We start from the raw sequence: 22,241 nt of genomic DNA on the forward strand, positions 1-22,241 counted from the left end.
GGCCTAAACAAAGGATGGCTGTCTGCTCATCGCTTCCAATACCTTATAGAGCCCCTGGGTGCCCAGGTTTTCCCACCCCATGGCCATGGCGGCGACATAGAACTGGTGGACCAGCGCCAGGCCGGGAAGGGACAGGCGCATGCGCTTCGACTCTTCTAAAGCAATGCCCATGTCTTTGACAAAATGTTTAATGTAAAACCCGGGATCGAAGTCGCCGTCGGCAATACGCCGGCCCTGGTTGTTAATGGACCAGGAACTGGCCGCCCCCTTGCCGATGACGTCGATTACCCGGTGGGCGTCCATCCCCATACGGCTTGCGTAAAGCAGCGATTCCACCACGCCGATCATGGTGCCGGCGATCAGAATCTGATTGGTCATCTTGGTGTGCTGGCCGGCTCCGGCTGCACCCATCAGGGAAATGGTTTTGCCCATGATTTCAAGCAGGGGCCGCATTGCATCGAACACCGGTTGATCGCCGCCCACCATGATGGCCAGCGAAGCCTGCCGGGCGCCCACGTCGCCACCGGAAACCGGGGCGTCCAGGGCCAGGACGCTTTTTGCCTGGCACTGCTGATAAATGGTCCGGGCCAGGTCCGGGCTGGAGGTGGTCATGTCCACCACGGTGTCCCCGGGTTTGGCCCCGGCCAGAACGCCGTCGTCGCCCAGAATCACCTCATTAACATCCTCCGGAAATCCCACCATCGTGAAAACGATGTCGCTGCTGCGGGCCACTTGCTCGGGTGTTTCGGCCCAGGCTGCGCCCTTTTCCAGCAGGGGAGAAGTTTTTTCACGGGTGCGGTTGAATACGGTCAGCCGGTGCCCGGCGTCGATCAGGTGACCGCACATGGACAGGCCCATAACCCCGGTTCCGATCCAGCCGATGTTTTGCGTTGTCATGTGATCCTCCTATCCAGGGCTGCCACTGCTTGCCAATGGCCTCCATTTAATGAAATGGCGTTGACGACTTCGTTAATAATCGCTTTCCAGAAGACTTCGTAAGAAGCCCGAGATCCCCCGCTAAACACCAGACGGGACAAGAAGGCTTGCGAGTCACGAGGAAGGAGGCGTACCTAAACGTACTCCGCACGACGAGGGACGAAGCGTAACGCCAATATCGGGCTTCTTACGAAGTCGTCACCGTTCGGTAACGTCCTCGGCAACCGCAGGCAGATACACGGAAAAGATAGCTCCCTTGTTGATTTCGGATTCAACCGTGATTTCCCCATTATGGCTTCTCACGATGCCATAGGCGGTGGACAAACCCAGGCCGGTTCCGCGTTCCAACCCCTTGGTGGTAAAAAAGGGTTCGAAGATGCGGTCTTGAATATCCTTGGGTATTCCGTGTCCGCAATCGGATACCTTCAATTGGACATAGGTCTGTTCGTCGGACAGCGAGGCGATTTTGTTGATTTTGCGGCCTTCGACGCAGGATGTTTCGATGAAGATATCCCCGCCGTCCGGCATGGCATCGGCGGCATTGAGCACCAGGTTGATCAGAACCTGCTCGATCTGGCCCTTATCGGCTTTAACGTCCGGAATATTTTTGGATAAAGTGGGTTGGATACGGATCCGCTTTTTCGTTGCCGCAACCGTTTCGGACACCTCTTCTACCAGCGTATTCAGGTTCACCATGCTGACTTTAAAGTCCCCGCCCCGGGCATAGTGCAGCAATTGGTTGGTCAGTTTAGCGCCGCTCTCAACCAGTTTGTTGATTTTTTCCAGGTGTTTTTCAATCGGAGAGGGGTCGTCCAGCTTCACCTGGCACAGCGATGCGTTGCCATGAATGCCCATCAACAGGTTGTTGAAATTGTGTGCAATACCGCCTGCAAGCGTTCCCAGCGCCTCCATTCGCTGGGAGTTTCTCAGTTGGGCCTCCGTCATTCTTTGCGCGGTGGTGTCCTTTCCGAAGCATAAGATTGCCGGTTGCTCTTCCCACACGATCAACAGGGCATTGAGTTCAATGTCTCGAAAATCGCCGTTTGTATTTTTCATTTTGAAGCAGATGCGATTGGACAGCTTCTCCCCGCGCATGCGCCGTTTGTAGCGGTCCTGGATCATGGGCCGGTCGTCGGGATGAACGAATTCGAGAAATGAGCGCTCGGAAATATTGTCTAAGGTGTCTCCCAGGATTTCGGATGCGCTGGGATTCATGAATCTGATCCGCTGGTCCTGGAGCACAAATATGGCATCGTTGGCATGTTCGATGACGATCCGGTATTTTTCCTCCGAACGCCTGAGGGCATCTTCGATATTTTTGCGGTCGGTAATATCCACAAGGATGCCCTGCACCCCGGTAACCTGGCCGTTTTTAATGATCGGACGGGCGCTTGTATGCGCCCATTTAATTTCTCCCGTTTTGGTGACAAGCCGGTATTCCGTGGCTTCTTCCACACCTTCAAGGATCCTTAAAAATTGGTCCATCCTGTCCCGCAGGTCGTCGGGATGAACGAATTCCACAAAATTTCTTCCGACGACTTCATCAAGGGTATAACCGGACAACCGGACAATGTTGGGGCTGACATAGGTCACCACCGCATTCCGATCGGTGGTGTAGAGAACATCGTTCAGGTTTTCCACCATTTCGCGATAATTCTCCTGGTCGTTCGACTTTGCTGTATCCGCGGCTGCCTTTTTCATGGGAGGTTCCTTTGTCAAAAAGATCCGGTCTTGTTTTTACGCGGCATGATGGGTTTGATCCAGCGGTTTCGGGCGCCTTCATAGAGCCATTTGTCGGGAAATCCCTTTCTATGGATGAAGGTTGGCCGTTGGGCCCACTCGGTCAGTTTTTCATAGGCTTCCTGGATCTTGAGAAACGTTTCACGGCTGCCGCCAAGATCCGGATGGTGTTTCATGGCCTGTCGACGGTAAGCAGTTTTTATTTTCGATTCCAGATTGGACGGAGTCAGATCGGACGAGTCCAATTGCAATCGGACCAGGCTGCTGGCCTTGACCGACGGAACGACGAATACGGCCGGCAGGACGGAATTCAGCGGGGCGCTGCTCTTGCGAGCCCGATGCAACACCTGTCTGGAGGCCAGATAGCGTTTATGGGTGCGGTGCTTTTCGCTCCACCACAGATTGCCCAGCAGATTGGACAGATGACAGAAGTCTTCCACGGGTTTGCCGCCCGAAGATCGCGGCAGCATATAACTGTGAATCTGCCCCGTACCGTACAACAGAATATCCATGATAACGGCAAAATCCGTAAAATAAAATGTGGCGTAGCGGGTGCTCAAGGCCCGCAGCAAACCGGTGCGTCGATTCAAAGAGGCCAGCAGCCGTTCCTGGCATTGTGTACTGCAATAGCGACGGCGGCGCCTCGGCAAAAAAGCGCCGCACGAAAGACAACGCCGGTTGGTTTCGGGGGCGACGACGGATATCGATTGTCGGGTGTGTTCCGGCATAGCAGGGATACCATACCAGTAATTTGCAAAAACAAAAAGTAGGCGATTGTAGAGCCTGCCGCAGATTCAAGGCAGCCGTCACAGTAGGGACGACCCGACGGTCGCCCGTATATTTGCCGTGGCGGCTATCGCCGAAGATGCGGCCAATGGCAAGATCAGATCGGCAATCCCGCAGGGTTTTGCCTTTTGAGACGCAAAACCGCAAATAAACTTACGAAATCAAAAAGTTCGTCTGTTTTTCGAAAAAGGAGAAACGCATGCTTTGATCAACTCGTAAAAAGTCGAAATTACCATATTTTCGTCATTCCGGCGCAGGCCGGAATCCAGTTATTTCGATACGTTCTGGATGCCGGATCAAGTCCGGCATGACGAGTTTGGTACTTTTTAGGAACCCGTCAACTAGGAAAAATAAAAAGGGGTTATGCGTACCCGCACAACCCCTTGATTTTTATTGGTCGGGACAGCAGGATTTGAACCTGCGACCCCAGCGTCCCGAACGCTGTGCTCTACCAGACTGAGCCATGTCCCGATGGGAGGTGCTTTTATGTTATGGCATAATAAATGTCAATAGTGCCCATCCAGAAATGGCCAATTTTCCCGATATCTTTGTTGCGCGAAAAATTTCATCCTCGGAATATGACCACAATATGCCTGCGGTAAAATTTTTCGTGCGCCTTGATCTCGACCAAATTTGACTATTTCTGGATGGACACTCGATAGATCACGCCATCACGGACTACATTTTTTATCCGGCAAAAGGATTGTTCAAAACGATGGTTTCCTCTCTTCCGGGACCCACGGAGACGATCTGGATCGGCACGTTCGTCAACACTTCGATGCGAGCCAGATAGCTGCGGGCAAGATCGGGCAGATCTTCGTATTTGCGGATGCCGCGGATATCCTGCCGCCATCCCGGCAGGGTTTCGTAGATGGGTTTGCATTCGGCCAGCTGATTGAGATTGGCCGGAACTTCTTCGATTTGCTGCCCGCTTAGTTCATAGGCGGTACAGATTTTCAGTTCGTCCAACTCCCCGAGAACGTCGAGCTTGGTGATGGCCAGGCCGGTAAGCCCGTTGAGACGCACCGCGTTGTTGAGGATGACCGTATCCAGCCAGCCGCAGCGTCGGCGGCGGCCGGTGGTGGCACCGAATTCCGCACCGGTTTTTTGAATCTGGTCTCCGATTTCGTCGAACAGTTCCGACGGAAAAGGGCCGGCGCCCACGCGGGTGGTATAGGCCTTGACGATGCCGACCACACCGTTAATGTCCTTGGGCCCCACACCGCTGCCGGCGCAGGCGTTGCCCGAAACGGTGTTGGAAGACGTAACGAAAGGGTAGGTTCCGTGATCGATGTCCAGGTGGGTTCCCTGGGCGCCTTCGAACAGGATCTGACGGCCGGATTGAATTGCTTTCTGCAGGGCGATGGAGACGTTGCAAACGTAGGGGCGCAGCCTTTCAGCGAATTGGGTGTACTGCGCTTCAATCGCTTCCAGGTCGACCGTTTCGGTATTCAGAAATTTTTCCAGGTAGAAGTTTTTATCCGGAACGATGGCTTCCAGCCGTTCCCTGAAGGATTGCGGGTCGACGAGGTCCACGAAGCGAACGCCCCGGCGGGTGGCCTTGTCTTCATAGGAAGGGCCGATTCCCCGTCCGGTGGTGCCGATCTTCTTGTCGCCCTTCATTTTTTCCCGGCCGTGATCGACCAGTTTGTGGTAGGGCATGATCACATGGGCCCGGTCGCTGATCATCAGCATGTCAGGTCCGACGGCGATGCCTTTGGATTCCAGATAATCGATCTCGCCGATCAGCACCTCCGGGTCCACGACGACCCCGTTACCGATCACGCAAACTTTTTTCTGCAGAATTCCCGATGGAATCAGGTGGCTGATGAACTGCTCGCCGTTGACGACCATGGTGTGCCCGGCGTTGTTGCCTCCCTGAAAGCGCACCACCACATCGGCTTCCGCTGCCAGCAGATCCACGATTTTCCCTTTTCCTTCGTCACCCCACTGGGTCCCCACAATTGCAATATTTGCCACTTGCTGCTCCTTCATCGAAAAAGTGAACCCAAACCAGTCCAAAACCGGCGTTTCCGGCCCAAATCATTTGCGCTTGCGCCGCATTCGGAAAAAGTCCTGAATGATGCGGCGGCAGCGCTCTTCGCAAATACCATGTATGATTTCGACACGATGGTTGGTGCGGGAGTCCTGGCCCAGTTGGTAAAGGCTTCCGGCCGCCCCCCATTTGGGGTCGAACGCGCCGAATACCAGTGCTTTCACGCGGGCATGGACAATGGCTCCCATGCACATGGCACAAGGCTCAACCGTAACATAGAGCGTGGTGCTTAACAAACGATAATTTTGAATGCGGAGGGCGGCGGCGCGCAGTACATTGATCTCCGCATGGGCCGATGGATCGCAGTTTCCGATGGTGCGGTTGTGGTCGCTGGCGAGCACCTGCTGGTCGGCGTCCACGATCACCGCGCCCACCGGCACTTCGTCTTCTTGGCCGGCGGCCAGGGCCTGATCGATGGCCATCTGCATGAATGTTTCGTGTGGATTTTCCATCTGCCGGCAGTTAGCGGGTTTTCCAATATTGATCAATATCTATTTGGAGATCAGACGGCCATGCCGAAAAAGAATTCATTGACATGTTTCCCGCTTTGGCTTAAGAACCTGTCCAACTTTTTAGCGCCCGTAGCTCAGCTGGATAGAGTGCCGGACTACGAATCCGTAGGTCGCAGGTTCGAATCCTGCCGGGCGCGCCAGAACTTCCAAGGGGTTGCAGTCTCCAAACTGCAACCCCTTTTTTTTATTGGTTGAAGGTGGGTTTACGCGTATGGCCCGCCGGATCTGATTTACCGCACGCACACTATCTAAGAAAAACGAATTGGCGGGATTTGACGGGATTTGACGGGATTCAGTGGGTTTTGGGCGTGGCTGGATATGCTGTCATGTCGGCATGTTTGGTGTGGTGTGATGTTTTTACGAGAGGTTTTGGAGCGGAATTTTTGGCGAATTCTATAAATCAGAAAAATGGTCTGAAACCAGTTCCATCTTGCTCAGATTTGCACACTATCTCAGAAATTTGAACGACGTGGCTTTGCTGCGAAGGCACCGAGTCCGCAACAGCCTCAGGTTAGAGTTCTTCAACATTAGCTTGCATAGCAATTTTAGCAATTGAATCTTTTAAAAAGTTTAAATTTACATCTATACCCTCATTTTTAGTAAATTCATTGGTCCAAACTATCGGAGATGAAATTTTGTTATATTGGCCAAGGGTTGCGAACATTCCATCAGCTTTTTTGAAATTTTGCCACAAAAAGACATTGCATATATATCTTGAATTAAAGGAATTAGGGGAATAGTCTTTTATTTCATTTGGATTTATTTTTCTATAGATAGGATTTATTAAATGCAATTCGTCACTATCAATTTTGCATACTCCAGGTGTCTTTGCCTGTGATGCCCTGGCACTTCTAATGATAAACAGGTCTCTAAAATATGAATAATTGAAAATTAGAAACGGGAAAGGAATTATCATCCATTTTTGTGGTTGATCTTCTAATGCTGTCCAAAAAACATATGTTAGATCAGAGAATTTTGATAAATTAGCACCCAGCGGATGCACAATTTCATATCCGACACCAAATAAAGATTCTATCGGCAGTTGAGATATAATTTCATATGAGAGCAATGCTGTACTGAATTGAATGGCGGTAGATATTCCGATTTCAAGTTTATTAAGGTTACGCGATGGTGCCCACCTACCCATTTGAGGAATTGATTCTAAAAGAGTAGCATATCCCGAACCTGCGGCTTTAAAATATTGAAATCCCGGATCAGGGAAATCCACTGGCCAAGATTCAAAATCAAATAGCTGCATTTCTGTTCCGTTTCGCAGAATGCCAATTATTGAAAGATCATTTTGTCCACATAGGTCAGAGTAGATCTGCATCAGTAAATCATAGGATGGGTCTATATGTGCGTTAGACCTAATAATTTCTTTTATAAAACTGCTTGCATAAATTTTTTTATTAGCCCAGCAAATTGCAAGCTTTGGAGATAATTGAATAGCTTTTTGACAAAGATGTGAAGGACTGTATTCACCTTTTGAAATATCTTTTTTAGAAACCCTACCAACAGTAGGAAATAAAAATTCCTTATCTGCTGTAGCATTATCTGAAACCAGTAGATCTCCCATTAAAATAGGACATCCATCTCTAAAAAAGCCTGTAATAAGAGTCATATTAAGCTCTAATGGAATTGCATCTCGATGGTTCGTTGCCCTTTTACCAATTTGTTAAACGGAAAATAACTATCACAACGTCAACTGTTTCTTACTCGCTTATCCCCGATGTAATAGTTACCGTTTTGGTAATGCTCTATTCTGTCGAGCTTTCCTGACTCAATTCGTTTGTATAAAATGACTCTATCCCAATTTTCTTTTTGACTTTTAGAAAATTCTCTTGCCTCTTCTATTTTTTGAAATTCATGAAGCTCTCCACCACGAGTATTTTCACCAATTAGCGGTGCAAGAGGCAAATCTGCAGTGAATACCACAAAATCCATCATAAGTAGACCCTCCATAGAAACGCATGCTTAACGCGTGGCGGCTTTTTGCCGTTGCTGTTAAAGCAGAGGTTAGCTATTGAAACATCTAAAAGAAAATGTATTAGTCAGAATCTATACCAACGCCCTCTTTAATATATACAAAATCTATTATTTGTTCTGCGCCATCACCTAAATAATTCCCCGTAGTGTAAGACAGCTTTGGTTTTTCGATGAAATGAATTTTATTTCTTTCGATTTTTATCTTTGCAGTTATATTTGCTAACCCTTTGAAATTATATGTCTGGGAGGGTATGGGTGGATTAGGTATTATGCTAGGGTTAGGGCTCGGCAAATGATCTGATAGAATACCATCAGTTATTTCAAATTCTTGGGAAATGTACCACGTTTCCTCTTTATTTGCTTTTGCAATTCTCAATTTTGTAGGGTAAATATTGAATCTCCCTTTTATCCCATTTAATGGATCACGCCAGTGAGGCCCCCAACTTATTTCTCTTTTAATTGGTTCTAATTTAAATATTTCCTCTAACTTGGTTTCATATGAAACGTCAGAATTAATGCTTACTTCGCTTACAACATTAAACAAAACTGGAATGATAATTATGCAAACAATAGTGATTGCAATTCCAGGTGATTTTTGTATTGATTTTGACCACTTTTTAAAAACTAATGGTGTGGAGGAATATTTCTCAATTTCTTCATTCGTGAGACCGTGAATAATCCTATTTCTATCGGTATTTAGCTGTGATTCAAGATTTGCAATTTTTAGTTTCGCCTCTCTAATATTGAGAGTATCCAAATAGAATTTTGTTAATGCTCCAATTACCCCTGCGGCACCGACAAGATAAAGCCAATATTGTTTTAATATAGCTGCCATTTTGATGCCTTATATTACTATTTTTGCATGCTGAAATATTTTTTACGAACCAAGTCATCTATCTTTTCATAAATTAGCAACGACTCAGAAGCTAACGCATTGTTCACCCGCTGGAAGCCCAATGCAGACTTGCTTTTTAAAAAGCGCTGAAAGCTGAAAGTCCTATGCAAAAAGGCCGCCCCGGGTTCCCGGTCGAGTGTGAAACAAATGGTTATACATTTTATTTTTTTGGTGCGGTCTTAGTAAATTCATATAGAGAAATCCATTTGGCTTTAACCGTCCCTTCGGAAACATTAATCTGATTTTTTATATAATCCTCTAATTTTAAATAAGTTTCATAGTCCATTCTGTTGCACCAATTCAAAGCATACATAGATTTTCCCTCAACATCTAATTTAATGATATCCCTCAAAGCTATCCTGTGTTGTATTGCTGAATTACATAAAGGGTTTTTCAAAGCAGATTCAGGCAAAAATACTCCTATGCTATTGATTTTGCCTTCCATCAAATAAGCGTCTGTTAATGCATCACCAAAATGCATAGGTAATCTAACAGCATCAAGGATCTTATTTTCATAGTCTTCAGGTATAGGCGGGGGGTCACCCAAATCTTCAATAAAATATGTTGGTATCATTCTTGGCCCCCTATAAACTTTATCAGGGACAACAGATAATGCTTCACCCGCAAAAAACTCACCTACATTAATAGCACCTCTAATTGGAATTCCAGCAAGAAGAGATGTGGCCACAACGTCGCGAACAATAAATTGAAATGATTCAAAAATATTATGGTTAATTTGAAAAGACCAAGTACCTTTCTTTTCAAATAGTGGCTGGTAAATAATAATACTATCTGAAAAATTTATAACTTTCGGGTAAAATATGTTTTCCCAAGCAGATAGGAAACTGCGCCTCTTGTACTGGTATATTGTATCAGCTATTTCCTCAAACAACACATTTATGTCATTATATCTTCTTTCTTGGAGTATGTTTTTGAAGCCTAAGATATCTAAAAAAGCAACGATGTGCATTTTTAATTCTAGTTTAGTAGACTGTCGATTCCATCTTCTTTGAATAATCATTACTGTCGATTCATTAATATGTTGTATAGCCTATTATATACGTCCCAATAGCTGCATTATAAGACGACTGTTTTGCAGACGAAATCGTGTTATACGACAAATTGGTCGCGTATTACCCGTATATGACGGTTTATGCGACTAATTAGGCGTATAACAATTTGAGCATTATTAATGAGTGACCCATTTTAAAATTGCCTGAACCGTTTTTCGAAGAGGGAATCGGTATTTGCCCAAAAAGCACTGTTTTTTGCCTTCGTTTGTTGTGGTACGACTAACGAAATGCTTTGCTAATCAGTTTATATCATGTTCTTGGTATGTTGACGCAAAGTACGCGATTTTGGATAGCGAAAGGGTCTTTTAGTAAAAAATGAAAAGTGAGCAGATTTTAGGGTAATTCGATACCCTTTCGGGATTTCAAAATAAGAACAGGTTCAGCAAGAACTTTATACGGTATTCCTTATTTTTGCTGAACCAAGGCTTGCTAAAGGAAAGAACGATAAAAATTTAAAAAATAACCAGGGAGATAATCTTTTTTAGGTTTTTTGTGTAACGATTTATTATTTTTACAGCTACTTATCCTGTCGGAGAATCATTTTTCCGGGAAGGCGGCAGTTCCTCAGAAACCGATTTACGTCGGTCTTTCCCCGATCTGCGTTCGGTTCCGTCCCAGACTTCGGAATCATTTTGTTGGGTTTGGGAATGGCCGTGCTGAGTGCGTATTTCGATCCCGCTTTCCGACAGGGCCTTGATATATCCTCCTATCTTATAAAACTCCTTTAAAGAAGTTTTTTCTACAGCCATGAGGGCTTGGTTGATCTCCAGCGCAAATTCCTTATCGTCGAATTCCCGAATAATGTGATCATGTTGCATGTCGCGAATGCTATCGGTGGGGACCTTTTTATCCTCGATGGACAGATCTCCTTGATCCCCCTCGCCCATAAGTAACCAATTTAGAGAACAATCTAAGATAGCTGAAAGCTGTACCGTTTTATCAGCTTTTGGATAGACGTTTTTTTCCCAACTCTGGATTGTGTTGGTGCTAACACCAAGTTTATTTGCTAGCTCGTTTTGGCTAATACCAATATTTTCACGTGCTAATTTCACTCTATGGAAGAAATTATCTTGGTTCCGGCTTCTTTTCTCTAAGTCGGAACCTAAGTCGGAACTGATTTTTGAAGTGGGAACTGGCATTTAATTATTGTTAATTTAGTAGTTTATATAATTTTCTAAGCAAATTTACTAAAAAAATAGCGGGAACCAAGAAAAACTGTTGACCACCAAGAAATCTTGGTGTAAAACGTTTTTAGTGCTATACAAGTTAGCGACGGTCTTACTCTAATTTAGATGAGCCCGTAATGTCAATGTCCGAGTCTTCGTAAAAACCGGACAACCTGGATCGAATCGGCGGACAAGATGAACAAGCCCATCACCATCCAACTCGGTCTCTTCGACCAACCCACCCTGAATGTGATCCGCCCGATCAAACAGGTCATGAACACCGATGTCCGCGAATGCGGATTATCCCGAGAGCAGATCGTGGATCGAATGAACGATCTGGCCGCCCGCTACGGCGTATGCCTGGTCAACGGCAACTGCAAACGCCTCACCGTCGAAACCTTCGAAAAATGGCTTAATCCCAACGAACTCAACCGATGCATCCCTTTGAAGGCGCTGCCCGTTTTTTGTGCCGCCGTCGAGCGATGTTCGGCAATCGATACACTGGCGCGTCCGTTGGGGCTTCGAATAGTAGATGACCGCGAACAAAAATTGCTCTCATGGGCCAAGGCAAAAATGGACATCAAGGAGAAAAACCGGATTGTCCGCAGAATCGAATCGGAGCTTTAGATGAGCCGCAAACGAAAAATCACCTACACCCTATATGTAGACGACCGTGACGATGAAAAAAGCATCGGCCGTAAAGTGATTGCCAGGCGTATCCGTTCCATCGCCCTGCGAAAAGGCGAAAAGATGTCCGACTGGGCCGACGAGCTGGGGGTGTCGCGGCAATACATCTCGCAGGTGGTGAACGGCAGGCGCCGGCCGCAGGAAATCCAGGACTTTATTGAACGGCGCCTGGGTCAGAAATTCTGGCCCGAAAGGAAGAAGGTGGCCTGATGGCGAGAAATGCAGTCTCCAGCTGGCTTTGGCAGCATAACATTTCCATCGGCGACGTGGTGATGATCACCGGCGCATCGATGGAGACGACCTGGCGCACCGTACAGGGCCAAGAGGACGATGAACGGGTGCTGGCGTACCTGCGTAAAAAAGGCTGTCCAGAACATATGATCGATGACCGTATCGCATAAAAAGGTGGTGAACATGGAAAACAGCGAAGTTGAAGTGATCGATCCGTTGACGGAGCAAGAAGAAAACCGTTTGGAGGAACTTGAGAGGGTCGTTGTCGAAGGCATGAAAGGTCCCTTCGATAGCGGGTTCGCGCTGCGGGAAATCCATGGGGAAAAATATTATCGCAAAACCCATCCGACCTTTGAGGTCTATGTGGAATCGAAATTCGGGATAGCCAGACAGACTGCCTATCGACTGATCGATGCCGCCAATGTTTTCGAAAATGTCACCCATGGGTTACAAAATCCACCTTTGGGTTCGGATATCAGCCCGTTTCTTTCCCTGCCATCGAACGAACGTCAGATCCGGTCGATGGCAAAACTTGCCGGACCGGAAGAACAGATCGAGGTTTGGCAGCGTGCCGTCCAGACCTCCCCGAAAGGAAAGCCCACAGGTGCCCATGTCAATAAATTGGTCAACGAAAAATTAGGTGTCACCCTCCAGCGGACCGGAACGAAAATCACCCAGGCCGCGCGCGAACTACCCGAGGACTTTATACAAGCATTCCTGACGATCACGGAAAAACTCTTTGCCGCCAAGAAAGACAATTTCAAAGGGATCGACCGTAAAAAGGTGATCGAGTTCATCGAACGGTTGAGGCGTTTTATCGAGGATTGATCATGCAGGCACTCACGGCAAAAGAAATATCAAAATTACTTGGCGTGACCGTCAGGGCATCCAGGAAACGGGCGCTGAAGGAGGGCTGGAAATATAGCCTGGCAACCGGCCGTGGTGGAAAGATCAAGCATTACCCCGTCAACCGCCTGCCCGAGGACATCCGTCTCCTTTATAATAAGGAAATAGTTTGTAACCTGCCGGAGGCATCCACGAATCGCCTTCCGATGGCCGCACCGGAGAAAACGCCGGTGCCGGCGATGACCGAAAAGCAAAAGGCGGTATTCAGCGCAAAGACCGACCTGCTTCTGCAGTACATCCGCACCCTGGCCGCCGCCGGACATGGCAACAAGGCCGTGGCCCGGGACAATTTTATCCTGGCCTACAATTCCGGACTGATCTTCGAAGAGATCCACGCCATCGTCGGACCGGTCTCCTGGAAAACCATCGAGGGCTGGAAGCGCACCATTCGTGCCGGCGGCGATCTTTCCGACCGCCGGGGCCGTTGGCGGCGTGGCAAATCCATCGTCACCGCGCAGCAGGCCACCATCATCCTCCAGATCTCCCTGCATCCAAACAAGCGTTTGATTTCCGAAATCATTCGTAAAGCCAAGAATCGCATGGCCGAACTGGGGATCGACAACGGTCACAGCCCGGATACCTACCGGCGCTGGCTGATGGATTTCAAGGCCCACAATTATGACATCTGGTGTTTCCAGCGCCATGGCAAGAAATACTGGAACGACAATTGTTGCTATTCCATCGAGCGCAATCCGGAACTGATCAACGTGGGCGACATCCTGGTTGCCGACGGTCATAAACTCAACTTCCAGATCCTGAATCCGTGGACCGGCAAAATCGAGCGGATGCAACTGATCACGTTTTTTGACATGCGGTCCAATATGCCCTGCGGCTGGGAGATCGCCCCTACGGAGAACACGGTGGCGATTTCGGTCGCACTGCGCCGGGCGATCCTGATGCTGGGCAAGATCCCGCGCGTGGTCTACTTGGATAACGGTAAAGCCTTTAAAGCCAAGTATTTCCAGGGCACCGGCCTCGATACCGACCTCGAACAGGCTGGTCTTTCCGGCATCTACAGCAATCTGGGCATCCAGACCATTTTTGCCTGGGCGTATCACGGCCAATCCAAAACCGTGGAGCGTTTCTTTGGCGTTATGGCAGAAATGGAGCGCGACGCACCCACCTACACCGGCACCTCTATCGCCAACAAGCCGCCGCGATTGATGCGCGGCGAAAAACTCCACCGCAAGGTTTACGAAAAAGTGGTGGCCGGCAAGTGCCTGACAATGGAAATGGCCCATTGCATGGTAGCCAACTGGATGGACGAATACGCCCGCCGGCCCCAGGAGCGCAGCAAATACCTGAAAGGCTGGGCGCCCATCGACCTGTTCGAACCGGGCAGGGGGAAGGGCGTCGATCCAATGGAGTTGACCGCCCTGATGTGGACCAGAAAGGACGCGTTGGTCCGTGCCAGCCGCATCTCTCACATGGGCCGCTACTATTATCATGAGAATCTCTACGGCCGTCACCACAAGGTCGAAATCTACTACGACATCCAGGACCCCGGCTATATCGCCGTTTATGAAGACGGCGAGTTTGTCTGTATCGCACACGAACAGGAGACAACCCATCCGGCGGCCAGGCAGTTGGGGACCGAAGAGGACAATCTCCAGCTGGAACGGCAGATCGCAATCAAGCGCCACCAGTACAAGCTGGCCAGTGGATTGTCCAAGATGCTGTTGGAAAAGGAAGTCCTGCCGGCGCATCAGCAGCAATTGGAACGCGACGGCGTAACGCCTGCCGGACCGCTGCAGATCGACCGTGAGTCCGCGCCCAAACAGCTCACCGCCGCCGACGAAAAACGAATTGAGCGGGAAGCGGCCGAGTATTTCGAATCGCACGAGGAAAAGCCGGTGAATGTCTTTGCCGAACTGGATCAGCTGGACGAGCCGGACCGGTACGAGCAGCTGGTCAGACTGGAGGCCCGGCAGGTGGTGATTCCGAAAAAGTGGCTGGCCTTCATGCGCTATTTCGAGCAGACGCCGACCTATCGCAGCCTCGAGGAGAACGATTATTGGGAACAGGTTCGCAAAAAGGAGGCCGTGATGGCGGAGGCGATGTGAGTCGGCGATCCGCGAACGGATAACAGAAAGGAGCATCAATGCCGGAATTACGCATATCTCACTCGGTTTTTATTCAAACGCAGAATGTCCGCAACGTTGTAACGATGATGGACGATGTCGGAATGGATGTGGGCGAAGGCAAATTCGGAGTCGTCTACGGCAAAGCCGGACTGGGCAAATCCGAAACCGTAAAGTGGTATCATGCCAACCGTAAAAACACGGTGTATCTCGAATCCACGGCTATCTGGATCACCAGCGAATTGGAATTCCTGCGCGACTTTTGTTTCGAGCTGGGAATCGAGAACATTGCCCACCGCAAAGGCCGCTGCTTCCGTGACATCATCGAATATCTGTTCGAGCACCCGGATACCATCATTTTCATCGACGAGGCCGGCCGGTTGAAGGGCGGCCATCTGGAGCTGATGCGCGATATCACCCGTATGACCCTGTGCCCCATTGTGCTGATCGGTGAGCACAATCTGTTGAACCTGCTTAAATACGGCGGCCGGGACGGAATTCAGACCCGTACCTTCAACCCGGTCAAATTCTCCCCCATGAAACAGAGCGATGTGATCATCTTCGCCAAGGAGGCCGCCGGGGTCAAGATCGGTGCGGATGTCTCTGCCATCCTGCATAAAACCGCCACCAAAAACACGACCGACGGCAATTTCCGGCTGGTCAAGCGGGCGCTGCAGTACGCGATCCAATATGCCAACGGCAAGAATACCGACCGGATTACGCCGGAGATTGCGAACATGGCCATCAAGTCGGCCATCAAGTGGACAGAATAAGGGAGTCCGCCATGCCGAAACCGTTCGCCCAAAAAGTCCGGGAGATCATGCAGATCGACCTGAAAGGTCGCGAGGAGATCACTTACAACGATATCGCCGTTCGCCTGGACATGATCTCCGACAAGGAAAAGCGTCCTCTTTATCGAACCATGAGGGATTTCATCAAGCGCGGCGAAGTGGTGCGCGTGCGGGACGGCGTGCTGTCCTACAAAGGCCTGGGAAGGGAATTGCGGCCGGCGGACAAGACTCACTGCATGTTCCGGCTTATCCGGGCCAACCGGAAATCTACCCTCATGGTCAGCGACCTGGTGGCTAACTGCAATGTGGAGGAATGCACGGCCAAGGAATACCTGCGCATGATGGTTCGGCACGGCTTCATGCGCCGCATCGATATGCCTAACAACCAACCATCCCATTACAAAATGATCCACGATCCCGGTCCCAATTTGGTGAGGAACGAGGAGAACGCGGAAAAGATGCGACGGCTGCGCGAGAAACAAAAGGAAGTGGAGGCGGCGCTCACGGCTGTGGAATTGGCCGTTAAAAAGGGGCGGGCGGCCATCGCCGACATGGCCGTCATTACCAAGGAATAAGCACATGAATCCCATTGTCGCCGTTTCGATAGAAAAGATGAGGCTTTATTTCGATGCCGCCACGTTTCTCCCGTACAGGCGGTACATTCTGCAGATCGTCCTGGAAGGCCGGCGCACCTGTCCCATTCAACGGTTCAAGAACAGGCAATCCGCCCTGGCTGAAAAATCTCAACTCGCCGGCTATCGGGGGATGCGGCCCAGAGTAGTCGACACCAAAACCGGTCTGGAGGTTCCCGATGAGGAAACGACACCATCCGGGCAAATGTCCGGTGAATGCGGTAGCCAACAGCAGGGCCTATTCCTGCCTGGACTGCAATAACATCTTCCAGCCATTGCCAGGCTGGTCGGGTCGTTGTCTTTTGTGCGGTTCAACCGCGATCTGGCCGGTCGATGCCTGGATGTTGGCGGAAGATGAGCAGGAACGCTTACAACCCTGGAGGAAAAAAGATCATGACGACTCCGACAATCAGCAACGGCAAGAAGTCTCTCCTTCATGTTGCGAAGTCACGGTTGGGACTGTCTGACGTCGAATACCTCGATATTCTGGCCAACCATGGCAATGGGGCGCAGAGCAGCCGCGATCTTAACGACCATACGTTCGAGTCCGTGCTGGATCATTTTAAATCCCTCGGATTCGTTCCAAAGAATAAATTTTACCGCCCGGTTGGGAGTAAACAGCGGCTGTTGTGGAAAATCGCGGCCATCCTTAAGGAGCTTAAACGCGGCGACGATTATGCGGACTCCATTGCCGAGCGCATGTTCAAAGTGCAGTCCCACCGCTGGCTTGATGCCGACCAGCTGCGCAGACTGGTGGCCTCTCTCACTTATCACCAGAAACGAAAACGGAAGCGGCAGTCATGATGAATGTAGACGATATTCTGCTGAGCCCTCATTTCCATAAAAACTGGGACACGCGGATGGGTTGCGATCCGTCTCCGGAGGCGGTCATGGCCGTCATCCGCAGCGGCATCCGGGTACACAGCGGCCGGGAATTGCGGGATCTGGCCAATCAGCGCTTTGTCATGCTGGCCGTCTACTGGCATCCGGATCTGGACATCGTCATCAGTGTCGACACGACCATGCGACCGTGGCGGGCGATCTCGGTGCTCAGCAGGGATTCCTGGCGCCGGCGACAGGAAAGGAAAATCCGCAAGCCCAAGCGTCGGAAACATGACAAACCGGGCGGCCGGTTGCGTCGCAAACCAACCGAGAAAAAATGGAGGTTCCGATGAGCAACATCAGTCAGGAAGATATCGGCCTGGTGCTGGATTTCATGAAGGAACGGAAATCCGATTTCGAACGGTTTTTGAGCGAGGATCGCGGTCTGAGCGCCCATGCCGCAACGTTCATCCTCGAGGATCTGGAGTTCCATCTGAAACACGAGCAAGTCGAATCGTGAGTCGCGGACAGGAACAGATCCTCGGCTATGTGAGGCAACTGGACTTGTTGTGCCGGGAGATGAACGGGAACCTGAGCGTCGGCATCGCTTCGCGCATGCTGGTGATCTCGACCTGTATCAACGACATCCTGCTGGCGCAGCTAACCAAACACAAGCCGGATGTATTCGGATCGGAATCGATAGAGATGCCGGATTGAACCGGAGAAGGAGGAAATCATGCCGGAAACATTGAATTTAGACGATTTCATGGAAGATGCGCGGGGGCGCCTGGTCCCGAAGAGCATTGTCCCGGAGATCGACCGGGAGAGGGATGCGCTGGTTCGCGAAACTGTCGATGCGGCCAGGGAGCTTCAACAGAAGATGACCAAATTCAAGATGCGGGCCATGGGTGACGTTCATGCATTCGTCGAGCTTTCCGCCGAGAAATACAAGGCCCGGCTGGGCGGGAACAAGGGCAACATCACCATGGTTTCCTTCGACGGTCGTTTGAAAGTCCAGATTTCCATTGCTGAACATATCACCTTCGACGAACGCCTGAAGGCCGCCAAGACGCTGATCGACGAATGCCTGACCAGCTGGACGGACAACGGCCGCGATGAGATCAAAATGATCGTCATGGACGCCTTTGATGTGGACAAGGACGGCTGTTTGAACGTCCGCCAGATCCTCGGCCTGCGCCGTTTCGAAATAGAGGACGAGACGTGGCAGCGCGCCATGGAGGCCATCAGCGACAGCATCCAGGTGATGGGCTCGAAAAGCTATCTGCGGGTGTACGAACGCACGGCGGCGGACGGCCGGTGGGAGCCCGTACCGCTGGATCTGGCGGCGTTGTAACTGCGAAACGCCTCCTCTTTTCGGGATGGGGCGTCGTCGTCTGGTGGCGCGGACGGCCTGAAGAGCAGCCGGGATGAGGGAAACCGTGCCCAAGATCGCCCGCCAGATAGAAAAACGGATTTGCATGTATTGTGGCGGTTACACATTCCGCAGGCGTCCGGTCGGGCTCTGGGCCTATTGCACAGAACACGAAAAATGGGCTGATGACGATCCGAAGAAACCGCCTCCCGGTAAACGGTCCTGCGATAAGTTTTTCGTAAAAGGAGAGAAAAAATGATCGAAATGGCGGGATGGATTTTAGCGATATTGCTTGGCATGGCGATGCTCTACGGCTTTTTAAAACAGGAGCATGAGCTAATCGAGGAATGGAGAGAAGGCTCCATCCGGGAAGCCCTCGAGGTTCAGGAAAAGCTGATCGATGCCAAGGCTGAATATCTCACCGCCCACACGGAAAGAATAAAAAACGAGCCGCCACCGATCACGATATCCGGCGACGGCCTGGAACCGCATCTTGAAACGATCATGTGGGATCTTTTTGAAAAAATCCAAATAAGGGCCGCCAAAGAAGGACTCAATCAGCTGTGTTTGGATAACTCGACGGTGACCAATCGTCCCGAGCAGGATTCCATCCTGGAAGAGATCCTGACAAGGGATGATCGTCTGCGCCCGGACCAAGGAGGTTTATTATGAACGAATTGCAAGAAAACAGATCGAATATCGTGCATCTGCAGATTCCCTGCAGCTATTGCGGGACCATTATCATGGAAATCGACTGCGACCCGGACGCCAATGCCGTCGGGATTCTTACCTGCCCGGAATGCGGGGATACGCGGACGTTCGATGTAACGGATATGCTGGCCATGGCAGAAATCGCTGGATGACGGCACCGAGAAGCCAGGGAGTTTGATGTGAATAGACAGTTACTTATAACGGCCAGGATTTGTTTAACTGCCGGCACTCTGATTGTTGCTATCGGAACGGTAATTTTTCAAGAAGCTACTGTCGCAAGCCAGACTGCCGGGTGGTTGTGTGCAGCTATTTTCGTGGCGTTTGATAGTATTTAACTCGTAGAAGATAGGACGTAAGCTTTAGGGGTTTCATACTCTATTGAAGAAAGCTGAAGTTGATCTGGTTTTATCGCTCTTTGAAAATTTGTATTGGTAACATCAATGATGGATCGCGTGTAGTCGTTTTGTGCACCCTTACAAGCAAGAGGTTAGAGGTCGATCCTTTCAATCTCTTCCATTGCCATCGTTTTTATAAGTGCTTCGTCGGACTGGAATAGTGTAAAATAGTTGATATTACTTTCATTTAGGTTCGAGAGAACCTTAGACCTCTCCGATCTTGGTATGGTAATCTTAACCAGGATATTTTGGTCTTTGTCTCCTCTTGACGTCACAGCCTCGTGAGAGCAAAAGGTGTGTTGATTGTTCTTAAAAAAGGTGCAGATTGTATATCTCGCTTGTTGAAGGAAATGCCTTTTGTGTGTGCGAACATATGGGCCACGTACGTTTATTTGAGGCGCACCTAAGAACCCGCCCTTGACCCCCATTTTGCTATCCACAAAAGCGAAGATAGACGCTTTTTCCGAATCAGACTTATCCGCAAATGCGAAGAAAGCAGCCACCAGCGGTGAGGCTGTCCAGTCAAGAAGTGGTGAGGGAAAACCATGGTGCCTCAAATACACCCAGAACGAATAGTCAGGGATGTTTGGTAAGGCAACCTCACCAGGGTTTTCATCCAAATGTCTTTCAAGTTCCTCGTACGGTGTGGTATTCCATTCCTTTTCCGTAAATGTTTCAATACGGGGCGTGCATCGCACAACGGCCTGAGCGTAATCAAGTATCGTCCATGTTCTTGCAGATACTCGCTCCAACGTCGTTTCCAACTTCCAATCGGAATCTGTTTGGCCTCTATAGAGAACGCGATTTCTATAAGTGATGCCTGAGCCTTCAATCTTATATTCTCCGAATTCCTTTTTTACAGTATCAATTGCGGCCGGAAATTCACACCAACTTGTCAAGTTTATGGTTTTCATCTTTTGCCTCAGCGCCGCGTTTCAGCGGACGCATGATCCTCTCGATCCGTTGAAAGCGCATAGTTCGGTATTTCATTATGCAATTCTTAAGATTCCACTAACTCCTACAGAATTTCCATCGCACAGAATCCAAATTTGATTAAAAGGGTGATTTTCAGGAACATAAATACGGCTCTTATTCTTTTTATAGTCACTCAGGCCCCATAACGAAAATCCATTCCTAATCAGTAGCCATACCGGGGAAAAAGAATATTGTTTTTCTGCCTTTTTACCAAGCCGCCTATTTAGTGAACCAAGCGCCCTTATATCAACTGGTGTCATTCGTCTTTTTAGATGTATTTCTTTTGAATAATGTGATGATTCACGATTACCGAGTCTTATTGCCGCTTCCTCATCTGTCCCATATGAGTGGACGACCTCAATACCAATTTTCCTTTTATGTAGTTTACAAAATGCATCTGGCATTGGGGGTCTATGCAGTGCGCCAAATGCAAACTGCTTTTTATGCGTTTGATTATATTCTCGGATAAAATTAATTATAGCGTAATATTCAAGATTCTCTTTTTGAGTCATTTTTTTATACCGGACACCGGGCCTTAAAGGTGTGACAGCATTAACTTTGATGACCTGCTGAGTTTAGCGAAGCTAGTACTATGCTGTTTCGAATTCCCTACAGGCTTAGGTTAGCCCCCTAATAGTATTTCATATTCAATACCTACCTTTTTATATCGTGCAAAAACATCATTATACAATGGATCATCTGTATTATAAAATTCGATTGGCATTTCACTGCTTAACTTGGCTTCTCTAAGCAGTTTGTCCTCCTTTTTAGTTATTGTGGCGAATAGTGTATACCTATCAAGGACTGACTGAATTGTGGGAAGTGTTGTTGTATTATTCTCCGCAAGTTTTTGAAGTTTATGTGTGATTACTTTCAGTGGAACAACATGTTCTTTTACAACCAATTTTTGATCTGTTATTTGTTTAGCATTTTTAGATACAATTTCTTTCCAAAAAAGAGCGGTCCACTTCGCTCTACCTGTTCTGGTAACATATCCGTTTTTATAACAATAATATTGATCTATAAAACTTCTAAAATGCTGTGTGCGACCGTTATCAAGCTCCAGCTTAATATGCATTAATTCGATTTGAGTATTTTTTAATTTTGTCATTTTGAACTTAACTTATTTGTTCATTCGCTACGAAGAAAGACAGGTTCGGCAAAAAACGAATGAATCCATTAGAACGGCAGTCATCTATGTTTAACAGGCATCTTAACAGGTTGATTATCATATCCAGCTGATTATTCAACAGAAATCGGAATAGCATACAAAAGTGAGCTATTTTTAAAGGAATTTAGAATACGAATATTTGTAATAAATATCCATGTTATTTCACTGCGAACTAATTACACTCCTGACTTATCGAACGGATATTTAACTGCCTTTGCTTAGAAAGGAGATTGAATGAATAGGATTTGCCCTCACGATGACATACACGACAGAATCCGTCGCACGTTGGGATATGTACGCGACGGGAATGACGATCA

At 48.8% G+C, this 22,241-nt stretch carries 28 protein-coding genes, 2 tRNA genes and 1 other RNA gene; 17 read left to right on the plus strand and 14 right to left on the minus strand.

Annotated features, from left to right (window positions below; genetic code table 11):
* Window positions 1–3 precede the first annotated feature (3 nt).
* From GN111_RS04090 to tadA, 6 genes are all read right to left on the minus strand, one after another.
* Window positions 4–897, minus strand: a complete 894-nt coding sequence (locus GN111_RS04090; RefSeq protein ID WP_155302528.1) for an NAD(P)-dependent oxidoreductase — start codon at window positions 895–897, stop codon at window positions 4–6.
* Window positions 898–1,134: 237 nt separating this feature from the next.
* A complete protein-coding gene (locus GN111_RS04095) occupies window positions 1,135–2,637 on the minus strand; it encodes a PAS domain-containing sensor histidine kinase (RefSeq protein WP_155302529.1) in 1,503 nt (500 codons plus the stop codon).
* 14 nt (window positions 2,638–2,651) lie between these two features.
* Window positions 2,652–3,404, minus strand: a complete 753-nt coding sequence (locus GN111_RS04100; protein ID WP_155302530.1) for a J domain-containing protein — start codon at window positions 3,402–3,404, stop codon at window positions 2,652–2,654.
* Window positions 3,405–3,856: 452 nt separating this feature from the next.
* Window positions 3,857–3,933 (minus strand) — tRNA-Pro (locus GN111_RS04105).
* 216 nt (window positions 3,934–4,149) lie between these two features.
* Window positions 4,150–5,442, minus strand: a complete 1,293-nt coding sequence (locus GN111_RS04110) for an adenylosuccinate synthase (protein ID WP_155302531.1) — start codon at window positions 5,440–5,442, stop codon at window positions 4,150–4,152.
* Window positions 5,443–5,505: 63 nt separating this feature from the next.
* Window positions 5,506–5,970, minus strand: a complete 465-nt coding sequence (gene tadA, locus GN111_RS04115; RefSeq protein ID WP_155302532.1) for a tRNA adenosine(34) deaminase TadA — start codon at window positions 5,968–5,970, stop codon at window positions 5,506–5,508.
* A gap of 123 nt (window positions 5,971–6,093) precedes the next feature.
* On the opposite strand from tadA, the gene GN111_RS04120 reads away from it, so the two are divergent.
* Window positions 6,094–6,170 (plus strand) — tRNA-Arg (locus tag GN111_RS04120).
* A 371-nt stretch (window positions 6,171–6,541) separates the two neighbouring features.
* Here the strand turns inward: GN111_RS04120 and GN111_RS04125 are convergent.
* The 5 genes from GN111_RS04125 to GN111_RS04145 all read right to left on the minus strand — a co-directional run bounded on the left by GN111_RS04125 (window position 6,542) and on the right by GN111_RS04145 (window position 11,123).
* Window positions 6,542–7,651, minus strand: a complete 1,110-nt coding sequence (locus GN111_RS04125) for a hypothetical protein (RefSeq protein WP_155302533.1) — start codon at window positions 7,649–7,651, stop codon at window positions 6,542–6,544.
* Window positions 7,652–7,731: 80 nt separating this feature from the next.
* The gene (locus tag GN111_RS04130; RefSeq protein WP_155302534.1) at window positions 7,732–7,977 is read right to left on the minus strand and encodes a hypothetical protein; all 246 of its coding nucleotides are present in this window, start codon (window positions 7,975–7,977) and stop codon (window positions 7,732–7,734) included.
* A 100-nt stretch (window positions 7,978–8,077) separates the two neighbouring features.
* Entirely contained in the window at window positions 8,078–8,851 is a 774-nt protein-coding gene (locus tag GN111_RS04135; RefSeq protein ID WP_155302535.1) for a hypothetical protein, read from the minus strand.
* A 220-nt stretch (window positions 8,852–9,071) separates the two neighbouring features.
* Complete coding sequence (locus tag GN111_RS04140) at window positions 9,072–9,932, minus strand: hypothetical protein (protein WP_155302536.1); 861 nt, start codon at window positions 9,930–9,932, stop codon at window positions 9,072–9,074.
* Window positions 9,933–10,505: 573 nt separating this feature from the next.
* Window positions 10,506–11,123, minus strand: coding sequence for a helix-turn-helix domain-containing protein (locus GN111_RS04145; RefSeq protein WP_155302537.1), 618 nt, complete (start codon window positions 11,121–11,123; stop codon window positions 10,506–10,508).
* A 222-nt stretch (window positions 11,124–11,345) separates the two neighbouring features.
* Between GN111_RS04145 and GN111_RS04150 the strand changes: the two genes are divergently transcribed.
* The 16 genes from GN111_RS04150 (at window position 11,346) to GN111_RS04225 (ending at window position 19,535) form a co-directional block, all read left to right on the plus strand.
* Entirely contained in the window at window positions 11,346–11,777 is a 432-nt protein-coding gene (locus GN111_RS04150) for a hypothetical protein (RefSeq protein ID WP_155302538.1), read from the plus strand.
* A complete protein-coding gene (locus tag GN111_RS04155; RefSeq protein WP_155302539.1) occupies window positions 11,778–12,047 on the plus strand; it encodes a helix-turn-helix domain-containing protein in 270 nt (89 codons plus the stop codon). It abuts the gene before it with no gap.
* Entirely contained in the window at window positions 12,047–12,238 is a 192-nt protein-coding gene (locus GN111_RS04160; RefSeq protein ID WP_155302540.1) for a hypothetical protein, read from the plus strand. Before GN111_RS04155 ends, GN111_RS04160 begins: the two co-directional genes overlap by 1 nt.
* 13 nt (window positions 12,239–12,251) lie before the next feature.
* Complete coding sequence (locus GN111_RS04165; protein ID WP_155302541.1) at window positions 12,252–12,896, plus strand: hypothetical protein; 645 nt, start codon at window positions 12,252–12,254, stop codon at window positions 12,894–12,896.
* 2 nt (window positions 12,897–12,898) lie between these two features.
* A complete protein-coding gene (locus tag GN111_RS04170; protein ID WP_155302542.1) occupies window positions 12,899–15,037 on the plus strand; it encodes a Mu transposase C-terminal domain-containing protein in 2,139 nt (712 codons plus the stop codon).
* 38 nt (window positions 15,038–15,075) lie between these two features.
* Window positions 15,076–15,828, plus strand: coding sequence for an AAA family ATPase (locus GN111_RS04175; RefSeq protein ID WP_155302543.1), 753 nt, complete (start codon window positions 15,076–15,078; stop codon window positions 15,826–15,828).
* A gap of 11 nt (window positions 15,829–15,839) precedes the next feature.
* A complete protein-coding gene (locus GN111_RS04180; protein WP_155302544.1) occupies window positions 15,840–16,421 on the plus strand; it encodes a hypothetical protein in 582 nt (193 codons plus the stop codon).
* Between the two features lie 4 nt (window positions 16,422–16,425).
* Window positions 16,426–16,740: a hypothetical protein gene (locus tag GN111_RS04185; protein ID WP_155302545.1), complete on the plus strand. Its 315-nt coding sequence runs from the start codon at window positions 16,426–16,428 to the stop codon at window positions 16,738–16,740.
* 131 nt (window positions 16,741–16,871) lie between these two features.
* Window positions 16,872–17,282 (plus strand): regulatory protein GemA, encoded by a 411-nt coding sequence (locus GN111_RS04190; protein WP_170302119.1) that lies wholly within the window; start codon window positions 16,872–16,874, stop codon window positions 17,280–17,282.
* Window positions 17,279–17,653: a hypothetical protein gene (locus GN111_RS04195; RefSeq protein ID WP_155302547.1), complete on the plus strand. Its 375-nt coding sequence runs from the start codon at window positions 17,279–17,281 to the stop codon at window positions 17,651–17,653. The genes GN111_RS04190 and GN111_RS04195 overlap by 4 nt, the downstream gene beginning before the upstream one ends.
* Window positions 17,650–17,820 carry a hypothetical protein gene (locus GN111_RS04200; RefSeq protein WP_155302548.1) on the plus strand — a complete coding sequence of 57 codons (171 nt, stop codon included), beginning with the start codon at window positions 17,650–17,652 and terminating at the stop codon, window positions 17,818–17,820. The genes GN111_RS04195 and GN111_RS04200 overlap by 4 nt, the downstream gene beginning before the upstream one ends.
* Window positions 17,817–18,017 carry a hypothetical protein gene (locus tag GN111_RS04205; RefSeq protein WP_155302549.1) on the plus strand — a complete coding sequence of 67 codons (201 nt, stop codon included), beginning with the start codon at window positions 17,817–17,819 and terminating at the stop codon, window positions 18,015–18,017. Before GN111_RS04200 ends, GN111_RS04205 begins: the two co-directional genes overlap by 4 nt.
* A 19-nt stretch (window positions 18,018–18,036) precedes the next feature.
* On the plus strand, window positions 18,037–18,654 hold the full coding sequence (locus GN111_RS04210) for a DUF3164 family protein (protein WP_155302550.1): 618 nt from the start codon (window positions 18,037–18,039) through the stop codon (window positions 18,652–18,654).
* An RNA gene (locus GN111_RS04215) (hammerhead ribozyme type II) lies at window positions 18,655–18,728 on the plus strand. It abuts the gene before it with no gap.
* Window positions 18,729–18,927: 199 nt separating this feature from the next.
* A complete protein-coding gene (locus tag GN111_RS04220) occupies window positions 18,928–19,344 on the plus strand; it encodes a hypothetical protein (protein ID WP_155302551.1) in 417 nt (138 codons plus the stop codon).
* The gene (locus tag GN111_RS04225) at window positions 19,341–19,535 is read left to right on the plus strand and encodes a hypothetical protein (protein ID WP_155302552.1); all 195 of its coding nucleotides are present in this window, start codon (window positions 19,341–19,343) and stop codon (window positions 19,533–19,535) included. The genes GN111_RS04220 and GN111_RS04225 overlap by 4 nt, the downstream gene beginning before the upstream one ends.
* 335 nt (window positions 19,536–19,870) lie before the next feature.
* Here GN111_RS04225 and GN111_RS04230 read toward each other — a convergent pair whose 3' ends face one another.
* The 3 genes from GN111_RS04230 to GN111_RS04240 form a co-directional block, all read right to left on the minus strand.
* Window positions 19,871–20,692, minus strand: a complete 822-nt coding sequence (locus GN111_RS04230) for an FRG domain-containing protein (protein WP_155302553.1) — start codon at window positions 20,690–20,692, stop codon at window positions 19,871–19,873.
* Window positions 20,693–20,767: 75 nt separating this feature from the next.
* Window positions 20,768–21,265, minus strand: coding sequence for a hypothetical protein (locus tag GN111_RS04235; RefSeq protein ID WP_155302554.1), 498 nt, complete (start codon window positions 21,263–21,265; stop codon window positions 20,768–20,770).
* 110 nt (window positions 21,266–21,375) lie between these two features.
* Window positions 21,376–21,864, minus strand: a complete 489-nt coding sequence (locus GN111_RS04240; RefSeq protein ID WP_155302555.1) for a hypothetical protein — start codon at window positions 21,862–21,864, stop codon at window positions 21,376–21,378.
* Window positions 21,865–22,241: the final 377 nt, after the last annotated feature.

The organism is Desulfosarcina widdelii, from assembly GCF_009688965.1.
Taxonomy (GTDB): Bacteria; Desulfobacterota; Desulfobacteria; order Desulfobacterales; family Desulfosarcinaceae; genus Desulfosarcina; species Desulfosarcina widdelii.